This window comes from Bradyrhizobium sp. LA6.8, from assembly GCF_040547935.1.
Lineage (GTDB): Bacteria > Pseudomonadota > Alphaproteobacteria > Rhizobiales > Xanthobacteraceae > Bradyrhizobium > Bradyrhizobium barranii.
In genome coordinates this window covers 355,471-370,924 of sequence record NZ_JBEPQQ010000009.1, presented here as the reverse complement: position 1 = coordinate 370,924, position 15,454 = coordinate 355,471, and the positions used below count along the sequence as shown (strand labels likewise).

12 protein-coding genes are annotated in these 15,454 nt (G+C 59.9%); 6 read left to right on the top strand and 6 right to left on the bottom strand.

The features are described 5' to 3' along the window. The first annotated feature begins 35 nt into the window (after window positions 1-35). From ABIA90_RS35850 to ABIA90_RS35840, 3 genes are all read left to right on the top strand, one after another. The gene (locus tag ABIA90_RS35850; RefSeq protein WP_354120276.1) at window positions 36-725 is read left to right on the top strand and encodes a hypothetical protein; all 690 of its coding nucleotides are present in this window, start codon (window positions 36-38) and stop codon (window positions 723-725) included. A 660-nt stretch (window positions 726-1,385) separates the two neighbouring features. Continuing rightward, entirely contained in the window at window positions 1,386-1,832 is a 447-nt protein-coding gene (locus tag ABIA90_RS35845; protein ID WP_354120277.1) for a Rap1a/Tai family immunity protein, read from the top strand. A 216-nt stretch (window positions 1,833-2,048) separates the two neighbouring features. Further along, window positions 2,049-3,665, top strand: coding sequence for a B12-binding domain-containing radical SAM protein (locus ABIA90_RS35840; RefSeq protein ID WP_208088032.1), 1,617 nt, complete (start codon window positions 2,049-2,051; stop codon window positions 3,663-3,665). On the opposite strand, the gene ABIA90_RS35835 is transcribed toward ABIA90_RS35840, so the two are convergent. Continuing rightward, the gene (locus ABIA90_RS35835) at window positions 3,645-4,562 is read right to left on the bottom strand and encodes a lipid A biosynthesis lauroyl acyltransferase (RefSeq protein ID WP_354120278.1); all 918 of its coding nucleotides are present in this window, start codon (window positions 4,560-4,562) and stop codon (window positions 3,645-3,647) included. The genes ABIA90_RS35840 and ABIA90_RS35835 overlap by 21 nt on opposite strands. 495 nt (window positions 4,563-5,057) lie before the next feature. After that, window positions 5,058-6,086: a hypothetical protein gene (locus ABIA90_RS35830; protein ID WP_071911349.1), complete on the bottom strand. Its 1,029-nt coding sequence runs from the start codon at window positions 6,084-6,086 to the stop codon at window positions 5,058-5,060. Window positions 6,087-6,459: 373 nt separating this feature from the next. On the opposite strand from ABIA90_RS35830, the gene ABIA90_RS35825 reads away from it, so the two are divergent. Both ABIA90_RS35825 and ABIA90_RS35820 read left to right on the top strand, forming a co-directional pair. Further along, window positions 6,460-7,026, top strand: a complete 567-nt coding sequence (locus ABIA90_RS35825; protein WP_028150755.1) for an OmpA family protein — start codon at window positions 6,460-6,462, stop codon at window positions 7,024-7,026. A gap of 117 nt (window positions 7,027-7,143) precedes the next feature. Further along, a complete protein-coding gene (locus ABIA90_RS35820; protein ID WP_354120279.1) occupies window positions 7,144-8,046 on the top strand; it encodes a hypothetical protein in 903 nt (300 codons plus the stop codon). Between the two features lie 134 nt (window positions 8,047-8,180). Here ABIA90_RS35820 and ABIA90_RS35815 read toward each other — a convergent pair whose 3' ends face one another. After that, the gene (locus ABIA90_RS35815; RefSeq protein ID WP_354120280.1) at window positions 8,181-9,179 is read right to left on the bottom strand and encodes a hypothetical protein; all 999 of its coding nucleotides are present in this window, start codon (window positions 9,177-9,179) and stop codon (window positions 8,181-8,183) included. Window positions 9,180-9,391: 212 nt separating this feature from the next. After that, entirely contained in the window at window positions 9,392-10,270 is an 879-nt protein-coding gene (locus ABIA90_RS35810; protein ID WP_354120281.1) for a hypothetical protein, read from the bottom strand. A 135-nt stretch (window positions 10,271-10,405) separates the two neighbouring features. Between ABIA90_RS35810 and ABIA90_RS35805 the strand changes: the two genes are divergently transcribed. Then, window positions 10,406-11,101, top strand: coding sequence for a hypothetical protein (locus ABIA90_RS35805; RefSeq protein WP_354120282.1), 696 nt, complete (start codon window positions 10,406-10,408; stop codon window positions 11,099-11,101). Window positions 11,102-11,191: 90 nt separating this feature from the next. On the opposite strand, the gene ABIA90_RS35800 is transcribed toward ABIA90_RS35805, so the two are convergent. After that, entirely contained in the window at window positions 11,192-12,778 is a 1,587-nt protein-coding gene (locus tag ABIA90_RS35800) for a methyltransferase regulatory domain-containing protein (protein ID WP_354120283.1), read from the bottom strand. 5 nt (window positions 12,779-12,783) lie between these two features. Further along, window positions 12,784-15,423 carry a type VI secretion system ATPase TssH gene (tssH, locus tag ABIA90_RS35795; protein ID WP_354120284.1) on the bottom strand — a complete coding sequence of 880 codons (2,640 nt, stop codon included), beginning with the start codon at window positions 15,421-15,423 and terminating at the stop codon, window positions 12,784-12,786. Between the last annotated feature and the right edge of the window lie 31 nt (window positions 15,424-15,454).

The following is a 15,454-nucleotide window of genomic DNA, read 5'->3' as shown; positions in this document are numbered from 1 at the left end:
GTGGCATCGGATCTTGGATCCAAGAGGATTCGAAGATGGCGGTAGTGATTCGGAAATATCCGGGTCTGGGGCTTCTTGCAAAGGCCGCCATGCTGGCGGCCTTTGTAGGCTTGGGGGCCGGGATCAGTAGCGCGCAACCACTCGTGGCGCGTACCGACCAGCAGCAACGGGACGCTCTCCCCAGTTCGGCGATGAAGCATGCAGCGACCATGGCTGCTGCTACGCCGGCGATATCCGATGTAAAACCAGCTCGAAGAGCTGCCGCCACGGGTCCCTACTACGTTGATTTTCGTGCCCGCACGGCGGCAACGTACGGTCATGCATTCGTCTGGTACGGAAAGACGGGCGAAAAGCAGGTCGAGGTCGCTGGTCTGGCTCCGGCCGGCGACGAGGTGCCCTATATCCTGGGACACATTATGTTTGTCCCTTCTGAGACGGGTGCGACCTACGGTGATCTTGACGAGCAATATCTGACGGCCAGCTATCGCGTCTATTTGTCTGAGGCAGACGCCAAGAAGGTCTTTGCTTATATCAAGCGCCAGCAGGAGTCTTCGCCGCTCTGGAATGCAGCAACGACAAACTGTACTGCCTTTATCGGCCGCATAGCGACGTTCATGGGCCTCAACGCTCCGTTTCATCTGCTAAAGCCTGAGGAATACGTCAACAAACTCAGAGAGCTGAACGGGGGACGAAAAACGGTGCAGCTTGAACCAGGTCGAGGCTAAAATCCTCGAATTGAGTTCATCCACTCTTCCTTGCGTCTGGATGGGTGTGAGGTCTTCAAGAAATTCAAGCGAGCTTGTTCTTTGAGGATGCGGTTCGATACGACCAACCTTCGTGCGCTGCCTCGCCTGGTTGATGAATAGGCCGGGAGATCATGGAACGTCCGTGGCGCTGCGCTGCAAGGCAGCTCCACCTCCGCTTGGTCGTGGCTAAGCTCTTGTTGGAAACCGTTCTGAGGGTGAAGTCCTCCTTGGCGTAGTTGAGGAAGGTTCGCAGAACTTGTCGTCGCAGACGAAGATCACCGCTTAGGCAATGGTTCTGCGTCGAGGCCGAGCATCGACATCAATCGACCAGTGCACGTCGCGTACACGGCAGGATAATAGATGCTCTCCGCGCCGGATCGAGATCTGTACCATCAGCACGCTTGTCGCCGCCGATGTTGATTCGCGATCATGATCGCGGTGTAGCCGACCTTTGCGGCGGTCACGGCGCGTAAAGCTGCGTGTTGTCAAGTCGACAAGGGCTCTTTTAGCTTTGTGGAAATGGAAGAGGTGAGTTCACTTCGCTCCTATTCGAGCGCGGTGGATCAGACGCTTTTTTTGAGCTAAGCCGTCTGAGCCGCCTGGAACGGCGCGGGCGGCCGCTCTCTTGCAACATACTCAATGCCTGCAAGCTATCGCGCCGGTATTCGGGGGACGCGGATGCGGGTCCATATGATTGTTGCCGGCCTTATCCTAGCGATCATCGGGAAGGCCAGTGCCACGGTTGTCGATAAGGGAACCGACGCGCAAAAGTCTTGCGAGCTGCTTGTCAAGAACTCGCTTCGCAATCAGGACGAAGCTCGGTCCGCAGGCGCATGTGAGGGAATGATCGAGACCGCGATGCTCTTTTCGCCAAATCTGCCCGCTGACGTGCGTGCATGCCCCCCCGCGCAAGGCAGCCCTTTGCAAAGTGCGAAGGTTTTTCTGCAGTATCTTGATAACAATCCGGATCGAGCGAATGAACCGGGGATCACCGTCGCGATCGAAGCATTCAGGGATGCTTGGCCCTGCCGTGGGGACGGTGCCGGAACTGGACCGAAAAAGCGTGCCCCAAAAAAATCCAATTAGAACGCGTATCTGCGGATACTGATACTAGCCTTACGGTCCGCGATGTTCGCGTCCGGCCTGATTGATTCGCAATGCACTACCGTTGGGGTGTGCGAGCTGAACCGCAGTGCTCACCTCCATAACCAGCACTCAAACGCCTTATTGACGAGCGAAGCGAACCCTTGAGCCCCGATAAACAGCGGGGCATTGTGCCATCAACGCCCGGGCTGGAACAGCATGACAATCCCCTGCCGCGTCCTGATGATCTATCCGAAGTTCGTTCCGAATTCGTTTTGGAACTATGCGGAGGCCTGCGAACTCGTCGGCGCGAAGTATCCAACGGCGCCACTCGGCCTGATCACCGTCGCCGCTATGTTGCCGAAGCATTGGGACATCCGGCTCGTCAACCGCAATACCGAGGCGTTGACAGATGCGGACCTCGACTGGGCCGATCTTGTGATGATCGGCGGTATGCTCAACCAGCAGCCTGATGCCATCTACCTGATCGATCTCGCCCACCTGCGCGGCAAGCCAGTATGTGTTGGTGGGCCGGACGTCTCCTCCAGCCCGCATCTTTACGCGGACGCGGACTTTCAGGTGATCGGCGAGGCCGAGCATGTCATCGAGCAGTTCATCGCCGCCTGGGAAAGCGGCGAACGCAAGGGCGTGTTCATCGCCGAGAAATTCACGATAGATGTCACGCTGAGCCCGATGCCTCGCTACGATCTGCTCAACTTCGATCACTATCTATACATCGGCTTGCAGTATTCGCGTGGCTGCCCGTTCACCTGCGAGTTCTGCGATATTATCGAGCTATATGGTCGCGTGCCGCGTACCAAGACCAACGATCAGATTCTCGCAGAGTTGCAGGCGCTCTACGATCACGGTTATCGCGGGCATGTCGATTTCGTCGACGACAATTTCATCGGCAACAAGAAGAACCTCCGCACCTTGATGCCGCGGCTCAAAGCCTGGCTGGAGGAGCACGACTATCCATTCGAGTTCTCAACCGAAGCCTCGATCAACATCGCGGACGACAGCGAGTTGTTGCAGGCAATGAAGGATGCGAACTTCTTCGCGATCTTCGTCGGCATCGAGAGCCCGGATCCCGAGACGCTCGTGCAGATGAAGAAGAAGCAGAACACCAGGCGCAACATCGCCGAGTGCATTCACAAGATTTACGGCTACGGCATGTTCGTCACCGCTGGCTTCATCGTCGGGTTCGATAGCGAAAAGGCCTCGATAGGACAGGCGATGGCCGACCTCATCGAGGAGGCGAGCATTCCAGTCTCCATCGTTGGACTGCTTTATGCGCTGCCTGGGACACAGCTTACACGGCGGTTGGCCGCGGAAGGCCGCTTGCACCAGGGCCATGACCTCATGAATGTCGAGCAGACGGGCGATCAGTGCACGCTCGGATGCAATTTCGATACTAAGCGTCCGCTTCGTGACATCCTTGCCGATTACAAGGCCGTGCTCGGGCACGTCTACAGTCCGGCAGCATATGCAGGACGGCTGTCGCGTCTCGCCGCCATGCTCGACCGGTCCGACCGACGCCGCGACCTGCCGGATGGCGACGTGCGCAAGAGGCTTGGCGGCATCGACAGCGTACACAAGATCATGCGGGCCCTGCCGAAGGTTCGCGAGCCGTTCTGGAAGACCTTCGTCGAAGTCGCGGAGACCAATCCGGGCGCGCTACGGTACATCGTGATGCTGATGGCGTTGTACATGCACCTCGGGCCGTTCTCGGAACGCGTGATCGGCGAGATTGACCGCCGCATTGCCGAGCTGGACCATGTACCTCCACTAAGGGCTACCGCAGTCAGTCAAGTGCTACCTCCAGCGACGGTGTAGCCACAGCCACTGATCGGGATATTCGCGGATCCAGCCCTCGATGACCGATGTGACCGCCTGCATCGTTCCCTGAATGTCAATTTGTCCGGCGGCATCGCGGACCGGCTTCACTTCTTCAGACAGTTCGCCACGAAAGCGCTGTCCGGGCAGACGGATGACGCGCACACCATGAATCGGGCACTCAATCTGCCGCAGCAGTCGCGCAAGCATCGGATTGGCCCTGGTCTTGCGGCCGAAGAAAGTAACCTCGACGCCGTTGGTCAGATACTGGTCGACCAGCATTCCAACGTGCTGGCCACTTTTAGGGGCCTCGGCAAGTCTTAGGGGCGCATCACGACCCGCGGGAATGAGCGTGCCCATTTTCACGGCGCGCATATCCTGGATGATGCGGTCGGCGGACGCGATGTTGGGTCGGCGATACAGGATCGCAGTATCCAACCCGTGCGCGACGGCTGCCAGGGCCGGAAGTTCCCAGTTAGCGAGATGACTCGCAAAGATCAGCGCCGGTTTGCCGTCGAGCCGCAGCTGCGTAAACAATTCATATGAGCGCCTGTCGATTTCGATGCAGCTAGCTTCGGGCCGTGCGGGATCATAGTTCCAGATGTGATCAAGATGCGCGAATTCGGCGCCGACTCGACCGAGATTGTCCCAGACGCCTGCGAGAATGGTCTCGATCTCTGCAGGCGATTTTTCCGGAAATGCGGCGGTTAGATTGGCTCGACCGGTCTTTTGCTCCCGCATCATGGGCCCGATTGAGCGAGTGATCCGAGCGAATAAGTTGGCGGTCTTGGTTGGATCGAAATGGCGAGCGGCACGCAGTATTCCGATCGTCAACGCGCCCACCGCCGCTTGGCCCAGGGGCTTGGTCACGTCGCGAAGTTGGAGCCTGGTCCGCATTGCAACGACAACCTTGGCTTACAATTTCGGCTTCCACGGGCTTCAGCGCGCATCATCATGCCACCGATACGCGATGCGATCAAAGACACCGACGAGTTGCGCAGGGCGCGCCTCTCGAGTTCGCCTGCAACGGAGGATGAATCGTGCGGGTTCGATCGAGTGCTTCGCGCGTAACAATGAGCGTACCCAGGCGTAGGGTGCAGTCCAATCGCGACATCAGCTCCGAAGCCGATTGAGACGTGAGCAGCCGAAGCGATACTTCGGAGCTCGGGTCCTCGCTAGTTCTCAAGCCAGACACTCATGCCCGGCTCAAGGTCTGTCGAATCTCCCTTGGGATCGAGGCGTAAGCGCAGCGTATTGCGGTTATGATGGCCGATGACACGCTCTGCCTGCCAGGCGGCAAAGTAAGCGTATCGGGGCCGTCGGGGCAGCTTTTGACCCAAGGCGACATTCAACGTCTGGAGTGATTTCCAGCTTCTGTCTGATCTTCGGATGCTAGCCGGGGAAGTCGCGGAACTCCTTGACGAGATTAAACGGAATTTTCCACCCGGCGCCTCCCCCGCGCATCAGCATCTTGATGTCTTCCGCCCTGTTCTCTTTTCCGGTTTTCGGATCGGTCTCCAGCGTGTGGCCTTGGCTGTCCCAGGGTTTGGTCGCGCTCTTCGAGTAGTAGCCGAGAAAATGGCCGGATTCATGGGCAGACGTGTTAGGCCCGCGTTGCGAGCTGATGAAGGCAAGGTCCAGCCCGCGAGCAAACGAGCCATTGGCGAGGCCGCCATTGGACCAAACCTTATCGACGCAGAAAATGGTTAGATGGGCGCCCTGAACTTTGTGTTTGACGAAGATGCCCTTCAGTTTTTCGACGTCGATCACATCGGGAAAGGTCGCCAGGCTCGCATCCTTCATGCCAGTCGCATTGGCGATCTCCTGTTTGATGGCAGCCTGCGAGTCGTCGATGACCAGCCAGTCGCTTGGCACCCGCTCGAAGCGGATGTTGGCCTGTGGCCTCCATATATTGTTCATCGTCAGCAATTCGTCTTGCTCGTTGCAGGGCTTCTTGGCGTGAAACGCCGGAGCGCCGCCACTCCCCGGAACCATGACATTGCGGAACGCCACCTTGATCTTGATTTCCGGTAGCACCACGACATAGAGCTTGGCTTCGATCTTCCGGCCGGCCGACCGGGCCACCACCTCCAGGCCGGGAAAACCAATCGGCTTAATCCGGCCATTGATCTCGAAAAACCGTGCATCGCCATTGAAGGTGGCGGGAAGTGACGCCGCCCTGAGCTGCGGATCGATATCGGGTTTGGAGAAGGTTTCTCTGGCCTGCATGACGCGTCTAAGGGTATCGGCGCCATCGATCTCCTTGATCCCGAGGGCATGGGCGTTCGGATCGACTTTGAGCTTTCTTCCGGGATCGATCAGCGCCACGATGTTGGAGCCGCCGAACGGCACCACCATGCCCGGCGGGCTGCGGCGCTCATCGATGCCGGAGCGGCGGAAAACCTCTTGAAAGGCGGCCATGTCTGGTTCTCCTGTCTCAGTTCGGTCCGTCAACGCGAAATTTTGCGCGCGGAAATGAGAGCCTCCTTCGGCGGCGGGAACACAATCTGGCCGGCCCCCGCGGCGAGACGCAGAAAATTTCGGCGGCGAAGTTTCATGGCCAGTTCCTCCGCAACAATTTGGCCCGGACGGCAATAGGCGTAGCCTATCCCGCTTTCCGGAGAGCGCGGAAGGCCAATCAATGTCCGCTAATGGCCCTGTTGAGGGCGCCCGCACCTCACCTTTGAACTTCCCCGACCGCTCACGTCACTACTAGTCATAGCCGTGGTGGGAGCCGACGCTCCCTCCAGTGCTTAGCTTTGGGCAGGCCACGCCAGCAACGGGAGAGATTGCCATGGGACGCGCGCCGCAGCCACTGCCGCAATACACGCCGCCGGGTCCGGTGGAACAGATGCCGAATATGGCGACGCAACCGAAGTGCTCGCCGCTTGCCAAGGTTCACAGCGCCGCCGTCTTTCCCTACGTGGCCAATGAAGTCGCGACGTCCCGCACCGAGGTCGGCCATCTCGGTGTGGACGTCAGTCTGGTCCCGCCGGCCGGCATCTGCCAATATCTCATCATCTGGGATTTCGGCGTCGACTGGCGGCATCTCAAGAACATCGCCAAGCGCGATCCGCTGTTGGCAGCGCAGCTCATCCGATTCGAGACCGACAAGTCGTTGCAGTTCCAGATCGTCGGATACAGCGACAGCACCGGCGGCGAACGGAACAACAGCTTCCTGCGCACGGGCCGGGCCAAGAACGTCTTTCACCTGTTCGGCCCAAGCGCCCGCTCGCGCGTTTTCTCCGTCAAGCCCGCTTCACTCTACGAGTATCTGAAGGACAACACGACCGTGATGAACAGGGCCGCCAATCGCGCTGTGGTCGTCGAAATCTTCGGCGGCGGCGGCGGGACGATCTAGCCACCTTCGACAACGCGAACGGAGGGGCGGGCGGCTCCTATTAGTGCAGTACAGCGTTTCAGCGCTTGCGGGGCCTAGCCGGACCACTATTGCTCGACCACGCAAGGGAGGTAGGTCATGCCACTGACCGAAGGCGACGTCCTGGACACACTCAGTGACTCGGTAGCGCTTGGCATCGAGTTCTACGTCGACAAGATCCATATCAAGGGCGAATACTTGACGACAGTTCGCGATCACATTCGTGCCGGCAATATATTGGTGAAGGGCGGCACTCAGGATCTCGCCTTCTACGATCAGGTTACGGATGTTCTGTTGACGCAGAAGAAAGCGCCGCCCGCAAATGATAGCGATCGGGCGCTGCTCCTGCATGAGTGCGTCCACGCCATGATCGACGTCTATGATCCTGACGGCGCTGTTACGCGCCACATGGGCGAACTGGCGGCCTACCTCACTCAAACCACATATAGCGTTCGCAAGAATCCCTCGTCTAACCGCAACGGCACCGCCCCCTGGGACAAATTCTGGGGCGACCTCTACGCCACGGTGCGCGCCAATAAGCTCGACACCAGCGCGGGCAACGGCGTCCGGATCCCGTCGGCGACGCTCGAAAATCTGCGCCGGCAACTCGCAGCGCTGCCTTTTGTGAACTATGGAGATTTCACAAAAGAAGCGACGGGCGTATCGGATGGGCTGACCCGCAGGAACTTATTTCTGTCGAGCGATGAACCCGTGTCCATGCGATCATCGAGCGTTTCCCACGAAACTTATGTTGATCCGAGCGATGACTATTTGATGCGCACCCTGATGGAGGCCTACGCGAGCGCCGATGTTAGAGGCTATGGCAGCCGCCTGCGCCGGCTACGTCGTGATTTTCTCTATTGCTCGCTGTCTCGCGCCCATGAGCTCCGGAAAAGGTTTTCGGTGCGGAAGCATGGAGACCGGCTCTCCGAACTGTTTCACGATCGCCTGTCGCATGGCGGCCGCGCAATTCTTCTCCGTGTGCTTGCGCTGCGAAGCTGACCAGCACGCAAGTCGGAAAAATACTTTTGAGAGGAAGAATGCGCGACCGCACCGCGTCGAATTATCGGCGTATTGGTGCTTCACTTAAGGGGACTCCCGACCACTCCCTTGCAGCGGATTCTAGTCCAGGTGCCTTAGTCCAGGTGCCTTGCGCGCAGATCTTGAAGGTCCTTTTTCAATGCCACAAGATCCAGGCCGCGAGGAAAAGTGAGGCGTCCAGAGCGGACCACGAGCCGGACGTACGGATAGCGCTCCTCGGCAAGCATCGGAGAACTGATTTTGTATTTGTGCCAATCTTCAACGATGTGTGCCTGTTGCTCGACGTTGTATGAGTCCCAGGAATCGCCCGGCGTGTACTCGTAGCCGGAACCGATTGTCTGCGCCCAGAAGGAGCGCGCCATCGTCCAGTTTGAATCGTTGAACGCCTGCCACACATGGGTCATTTCATGCACGAAGAGGTCGCAAATGCGACCGAAGTCGTCGCACAAGAGACCGAAGGTGGGGCTGGGCGATGCCAGGTTACTGAACGCGACACTGCCAAGATTGATGGCATACCGCATGCTCGGCACCATGGGATTGCTTCCTCTGAAGAACGGTCCATCGTTCGTCCACGGTCTTCCGCCTGCTCCCAGGCCATTGGTAATCGCAATTGTCTCCCACGGCGGCAGCGTCGGGCCAAAAACGTTGCGCGCGAAATCCCGCTCGCTCACGTCCAGCACGCGCGCGAAATCGGGTCGGCTTCCTTCACATTCCGGCGGGGTCGGAGCCGCTGGGGTGGGCGCAACCGGTGGAGTGGGCGCAATCGGCGGGGGAGGCGGCGTACCTGGCGGCAGATAGATGAATCCCCCTCGCCATCCACCTTTCCCGCCGGTCGTACCGGAGGAAAACGCGAAATTCTGGCGGTCGGGCGACATCGCGCGGCAGCCTACATACTCGGCCAGGTACCAGTTCACCTGGCGTGTGGCTTGTTGGAAATCGCGCTGCTTGACGAGCTTGATGCCCGGAAAATTGAACTCGATGAGGTCCCACGGGTCGATGCCGATCAGCTTGGCGAGAGATATCCAGGTCTCGCCTGCCGTCACCGGATGCCGGATTCCTGCGGGCGGTAGATAGCTTTCGACGACAGGCTTCAACGGCCTTTCCTGGTTCGGCAATGTAAGGCCTCCCCTGCTGATTCCTGCGGAACTACGCGTTCTCGCCACCAATACTTATTCGTCGCCGCTACCTCGAGGCGGTTCGATGGTTCCATTCATTCGGGCCACGAACTGGTCGTGGCAAATCGAAGAGTCTCATTCGTAGGTTGGAGGCGCAGACACGGAACAATGTCGAACGAGCGATATCCGCTTTAGCGTCGGCCTTTTGACTTCGAGCCGAGCAGGTCATGCGTGCCGCTGATGCTCACGGTTCCGGAGCACTCGAAACCGCCGAAAAGTCCGCAAGAGCCGGTGACCGTAACGCGCAAGTCTTTGCGCTGGTACATGTCGACCGAAATGCCCACGCGCGAAAAGTCGTTCGCGCTGTTCGGCAGGATCAGATCGATGTGCTCTGCGGCCCATTGCGGTATATGCTTGTTGCTCTTCCAGAACAGCTCATTGCCGGCGTGATGCACGAAGTTCGGCCCGACCGTAAGGGCGCCGTCCACGCCTTCGAATACGAAGCCTGTTTCGTCGATGTGCACGTTCACCCGATCAGGTGCGACGGCGAAATGCAGCGAGGTGATGTCCTGGGGCTGCGGGTCCTTGCCGAATTGCGAGCTGTAGGCGTCGCTCCATTGTCCGCGGTCGCGCCCGAGCCCGAAGCCATGGCGGCCCGGGAGATCCCGCGTTGAGAGCGGCCTGTCCGACAGCTTTGGGCGCCAGATCTCCCGAAACCCCTTGCCGATCGTTGCTGCCATCGACAGATCGAGGGCCCAATGCGAAGCCTTCTCCGGGCTTTGCCCTTCGGCGAAGGCGTCGAATCCGTCCGTCGTCTTGGCAATGCGCAGCTTCTTGATCAGCTCTTCCCAGTCCTTGGGCAGGAAGGTGACGCCGTCGAGCGTGGTCGTCGCGGCAGCGACACCATACTTCTCGAGCTGGTGTCGGATGTAGGGCTTCTCGTCATAAAGGCGCACATTCGGGTTGGGGCCGGCAAAATAATTCTTCAAATCGATCTGCGGCCGCAGCATGGTCAGTCGTGCCGCGATCTTCCGGTAAGTGTCGGTCGTTGTCGGATCGGTCGTCGTCATGGGGCGCACTCCGAGGCAATCCTCGCCCCAAATTGGTCTCGCCCGGACGGGTTCGGGTTCAATGCCGGCTCGTTCGATCAGGCTGCCGCCCGGCCCAGGTTATTCGAATTCGTGTCGCGCCGGTGCAATGACTGTTTGAACCTGCTGATCGGAAACGGCGACCACCAACCGTGGGGTAGTGCGAACAACGAGGACGATCAAATGTCACTGCGGAGCAGGGTATTGGACGTACTCAATGGCCCGGCGGTCGCACGCATGCGCTTCCGGTTTCCGATCCGCGGCAGCCATGTGACGATTGCGCCGCAAACGTTCCATCACGTCGCCCGCGCGATCCGGTTGGGGCAGGTCACCGTCAGACCTCCGACGGATCTCGCGGCAGGCGTTGCTGCACAATACAACGATGTCGCGAGAACCAGGGCGGACGGCACAGCGGTTGCGGCGAACACGCTGGAGGTCGTGTCGGCAGCGGGGCGGATGGACGAGGCCTATATCGTCCACGAGAGCCTGCATGCGGCATACGATCTGTTGCGTACAGGCCTTGATGCCAATGCCGAAGAGGCGTCTGCCTACGTCTGCACGGCGCTCTATTGCCGCATGACAGGCCTGCCCCGCCCTCGCTGGGCCAACGGGCCGATCTACGCCAATGCCGCAGAGGTCGCCAAAACGTTGCTGTCGCAATACCAAAAGGGTGATCCTGGAATTCCCTGGGTCGGCGAGAGTGAGTGGCGGATGCTGCGCGCCGGTGTAGGTTTTCATCCGGTCTATACCAGCGGACCCGCGGGTATTGTCACTGGATGGCTGCTTGGCCAACAGTACACCCACGATGGTTGAGTGCTGGGGGCCGCGTCCGCTTCAGGAAATGGCAGAGCTTCGGGTTCCTGTCCGCCACTCCCTCCACAGTGGCCGACGCACTTGAGTGCGTCACGCGACCAGCAGGCCCAGCTTACCGACCATCGCAAGCGAGCGCTGAACGCTTTCTCGCGTTGACAGCAATAACGGCTCCGCAGGCTGCCCGGCACTATCCTTCTGGTCTATCCGGATGGTCGGGCCGAACTTTTCGGTCATTTCGGCCGTGATCTGGTCGATGGTCCGCGCTCCGTCGAGCAATTGCAGGAAATCCCTGGTCCGGTCGTCCTCCAACTGCACCGTTTGGTGGAGGAGGTTGGTGACGAGCGGACCTGTTTGCGCTTGTCTTCGCGCGAGCAGGCTCGCCTGCGGATGCTCGGTAGCTTCCTTCAACAAAAAGGGACGCGACAGCAGGAACGAAACCTCGCCGCTGCAAGCCAGGATGAACATCGCCTCCGTCAGCACCTTTTGATCATCATCTGCCTGCCGGTCGCCCAGCAGCGCGCGGGCCCCATCGAGCAACTCGTCGAATGATAATGCTCGCGGCCAGGCCCGGCCCAGACATAGATGCGCGGCCTTCAAGAGCGGATTGGTTACCGTGACCCTGCTGCCGTCCTGGTTCTCGAATTCCATCGCGGAATCGTCGGTCACGCAGGCGTCGGGGTCGACCGGGTTGGTCGTGCTCAGCAAATGGAACCGGGTGACGAAATCGAGGTCGACCTGGCGGGATAGCGAAATGCTGTCGTGGCAGAGCAAGGTGCGCCGAAAGCCGTTGCCGTCGATGAAGTCCTGATATTGATCGCGCGCCATGAACTCGCTTTCGGGGAAGCGCTGCAGCGTCGCGCGAACCTCCTCGGAATAGCCGGCAAGATAGCGTCGTGAAAAATCAGCATCGCCCAGATATTGCAGGCCATGGCGGCTTGCGTCCTCGGCGACCTCATGCAGCAGGAACGCCTCGGCGCCATCGTCGAGATCGTCGTGAAACAGAAGCTCGTCGGGGGACTTGAGGACGCGGTTGTACTGGTCGCGCATAACTGCGCCGTGCACCGAGTTGGCCTTCGAGCCGTCGCTCAGGAACTTCACGATCGCGCGGGCCTGTCCGACCTTCTCCTTCATGCCGGTGAGACGGCGGGTGTGATACCGCATCATGTCGCGGACCATGTCGCGAAGGTGCGAGAACGGGTGCGCGTTGTAGCTGACGTAACAGACCCCACGGGGAGCCAGGTTCTGCTTGAAGATCATCATCATCTTCTCGCGCACCGCCGGCGGAACCCAGGAATACACGCCGTGCGCTAAGATGTAGTCGAACTCCCCGAAGCTTGCGTCGACATTCATGATGTCGCAATGGAGGAGCTTGATGTTGCTCAGGCCCAATGTGGCGATATTTCGCTGGCCGCGCTCGATCGTCACGCCGCTCAGGTCGACACCGACGAATTCGCTGCCTGGATATTGAAAGGCCATCGGCAACAGGTTGCCGCCAACGCCGCAGCCAAGCTCCAGCACCCGGCAACGCTCCACCGGCGCTGACTGCATGCCGTAAACGGCGGCAATCGTAGCAAGATGGTTTGGATGAGTGAGCCCGTAGACGTGGCCGGGGTAGTAGACCTCGTCGTACGGCGTGGGACCAGTGTTCGGGGGGCGATGCTCGGTTTGAATGTTCATCGTCCTCAATTCCACGAATATGCGAACTTGTCGTTCTCGATCGAGACCCGCGCTTGCTTGATTTCTTCCTTGGCAAGCGACTTGCTGAGGAACGCGCGCGACAGCTCCGGGAGCAGGGTGTTGGTGATGATGTTGTCAATCATTCGCCCGCCGGAATCCGGGTCGTTGCAACGTGACACAATGTGCTCCACGACCGCGTCATCGTAGTCGAAGGACGCGTTATGATTGTCGCGGAGGCGTCGTCCGATCCGGTCGAGCTGCAACCGAACGATCCCGGCGAGCATCTCGTCGGATAGCGGGAAGTACGGTATCGAGACGATGCGTCCGAGCAGCGCTGCGGGAAACACCTTCAGCAATTCCGGCCTCAGCATCTTGGCGAGCTCTTCCGGCTCGTTGCGATACTTTGGATCGCGCGAGAGGCCCATGATCAGATCGGTGCCGACGTTGGTGGTAAGGATGATCAAGGTGTTCTTGAAGTCGATCCGCCGCCCGTTGCCGTCCTCCATGGTTCCCTTGTCAAACACCTGGAAGAAGATCTCGTGGACGTCGGGATGAGCTTTCTCCACCTCGTCGAGCAGGATGACACTGTAGGGCTTGCGCCGGACAGCCTCGGTGAGGCGTCCACCTTCGCCATAGCCGACATAGCCGGGAGGTGCACCCTTCAAGGTCGAGACAGTGTGCGCTTCCTGGAACTCCGACATGTTGATCGTGATCATGTTCTGCTCGCCGCCGTAAAGGGTCTCGGCAAGCGCCAGGGCGGTTTCGGTCTTGCCCACGCCGGATGGACCAGCCAGCATGAACACGCCGATCGGCTTCGAGGGGTTGTCCAGCTTGGCGCGGCTGGTCTCGATTCGCTTGGCGATCATCGTCAGCCCATGAGACTGGCCGACGACGCGGCGGTTGAGGATCTCCGGTAGCTTCAGCACGGTTTCGATCTCGTCGCGCATCATCCGGCCGACCGGGATGCCGGTCCAGTCAGAGACAACGGACGCCACCGATTGCTGGTCTACATGGGCATAAACCATCCGCTTCTCCGGATGGATGCTCTCAAGTGTGTCGAACTTGCCGCGCAGCTCCGCGCGCCTGACAGCCGGATCTTCGCCTTCTTTGGGCTGGGACAGAATCTCGCGGATGCTCCGGATGTCCTTGACGAGGTCCTGCTCTGCGGCCCAATCGGCTTCGAGGTTCGTCAGCTTGTCCTTCAGTGCCGCAATGTCGTTGTCGATCGCCGTGATGCGGTCGCTGTCCTTAAGCCCAAGATCGCTGTCGCTGACGAGTGCCGATTTCTCGGCTTCACGAGCGGTAATCGCAACGCGTGCATCCTCGATCAGGGCTGGCGTCGCGCTCTGGCTGATGGCCACGCGCGCCGAGGCGGTATCAAGCAGGCTGACCGCCTTGTCCGGCAACTGCCGTGAAGGAATGTAGCGGTGGGACAGGTTGACCGCTGCGACGATCGCAGCATCGGAGATGCGAACGCCGTGGTGCTTTTCCATCGGACCGAGAAGTCCGCGCAGCATGATGCAGCAGGTCTCCACTTCCGGTTCATCGATCTGGATCGGCTGGAAGCGTCGTGTGAGCGCGGGGTCTTTCTCGATATACTGGCGATATTCTGCCCATGTGGTGGCGGCGATCGTGCGCAGCGTGCCACGGGCAAGGGGAGGTTTCAGCAGATTGGCCGCATCACCGGTGCCGGCCGCGCCGCCGGCGCCGATCAGTGTATGGGCTTCATCGATGAACAGTATGATGGGGGTGGGTGAGCTCTGGACCTCGTCGATCACCGAGCGCAAGCGCTGCTCAAACTCACCCTTCATGGAAGCACCGGCCTGCATCAGGCCGATGTCGAGCGCACAAAGCCTTACACCGCGGAGCGGTGGCGGCACGTCGCCGGCGGCGATTCGCTGGGCGAATCCCTCGACAACTGCGGTCTTGCCGACGCCAGCCTCGCCGGTAAGAATTGGATTGTTCTGCCGCCGTCGCATCAGCACGTCGATCAGTTGGCGGATTTCTTCGTCCCGGCCAAGGATCGGATCCATCTCACCTGATTTGGCCTTGGCGGTGAGATCCTGGGAGAACCGGTCGAGCGGCGTCGTCCCCTTGGGACCCGCTTGGGCCGCGCCTTCCGTGCCTGCGCCGACCAGGCCCGAACCGTCCATCGGCCGCATGGTTTCCTCGTCGGAGCCGGCCCAGACGTTGCGGCGCTCCGCGGCGAGTGCGTCGACGTTGACCTTGGCGAATTCCTGCGAGAGGTTGTTCAGCGTGCGACGAATATCGTTCGATTTCAGGCCCGCCACGAGCAGATGACCGGTGCGGATCTGGGTCTCGCCAAAGAACAGCGTGGCATAATGCCAGCCCCGGTCGAGCAGATCGATGACCGGATTGGCGACGCCCGGCATGTCGGTTTCGTTCTTACGAAAGCCATTGATCACGCCGGCAAGGTCCGACAACAAGCGTGCCCGGTCGAGCTTGTAATGATCGACCGAGAGGCTGAGATCGTTGCGTTCCTGCTGCAGGATATGAAACAGCCAGTGCGCAAGCTCGACGTTGCGATTGCCGGCGCTCTTCGCGTGGCGCAGGGCCTGTATGAAGGCATCATAGCCGGCCCGGTTCAGCTTGCCCGTTACAGCCTCAATGCTGATGTCGGTCACGGCGGATCCTCCTGCTTAATCCATCCGCGGA